The organism is Paraburkholderia sp. RL18-085-BIA-A (assembly GCF_046027075.1).
Lineage (GTDB): Bacteria > Pseudomonadota > Gammaproteobacteria > Burkholderiales > Burkholderiaceae > Paraburkholderia.
Genome location: NZ_JARESU010000473.1, coordinates 1 through 1,060, shown reverse-complemented (window position 1 = coordinate 1,060; position 1,060 = coordinate 1). Strand labels below are relative to the sequence as shown.

Genomic DNA, 1,060 nt, shown 5'->3' with positions numbered 1-1,060 from the left:
ATGCCCATCGTCCGGGGTCGTTGGCATCGAATGCGATGCGCACGCTTCCCATCGAGGCAACCAGAACCGTGTCCCGAACGGCTCCATGAACGGGGCGCCGCCCGTCGATCGCTATCACCTGGAAGCTGTGGCCATGTAGATGCATCGGATGCGGCATCATCGAGTGATTTACCAGATCGATTTCGACCCGCTGTCCCTTGGTCAGCATCAGTGGTGCGACGTCCGGCCAGTAGGCGTCGTCGAGAGCCCACGAATATGGCTTCATGGCGCCGGAAAGCACGATCCGATGAACAAGGTCAGGCTCGCGGGTGTCAACGACTCCAATGCCGATAACCGGGCTTCGAGCGAATTATTCACCGGAGGCGCCATCCCGTCCCCTTCGTCTGCGATCCGCGCGATGTTGGCGCCGGGAGTCGCCAGCACGATGCCGGTCTGTTTCGCGCTGCCTTCGAGGCGGGCAAGAATCGGAAAAATGCCGGAAGCGGGCAGGTCGAGCAGTATATCGAGCCGCTGCGCCATGGCGATTGGGAAGCGCTTGCCCGCTACCGGCCGCACGTTGTGACCGTCAACCGCGATAACACGGCCGGTGAGGGAACCAAGGTCAATCCAGAACTGACTGGATGATGCGCCATTGATGATGCGCAGCCTGACACGCCCCGATTTGTCAACGCGGACGATTTCTGGATCGGAAAGGGTGCGGTCATTGGCAAGAAAGGCATCATAGGACACGTCGTTGAGATCCGCTGCACCGTGGCTCATCGACATGCCGCCCATAGACTTGTCTCCCGTCGACATCGCACTCATGTCAGTACTGTCTATCTTCCTCGTGGTCGGGGCCGCCGCCCGCTCCATGCGTTGTGCCATTTCGTGCGCCGAGGCCGCGCTGGTGCCGACGAGGCTGGCGAGGATCTCGTCGGGCGAAAGGAAACTGAAATCATGCAGCATCAGCACGATTTCCGGTTTTGTCGCAGTAAGGTGGGATGGACGAGCAAACTCGATTGCTATGTATTGCTTATGAAACGAGCGAATAGAACTGCTGCACGGCGGACAGTCGGACTTT

1 protein-coding gene and 1 pseudogene are annotated in these 1,060 nt (G+C 59.5%); both read right to left on the bottom strand.

The window, feature by feature from the left end:
- Positions 1 to 265 (bottom strand): multicopper oxidase domain-containing protein (locus P0D89_RS53325; protein WP_408379699.1); only part of this gene is annotated, 265 nt, incomplete at its 3' end.
- Positions 262 to 1,060: pseudogene (locus tag P0D89_RS53320) on the bottom strand (hypothetical protein); the annotation flags it as partial. The gene P0D89_RS53325 and the pseudogene P0D89_RS53320, both read right to left, overlap by 4 nt.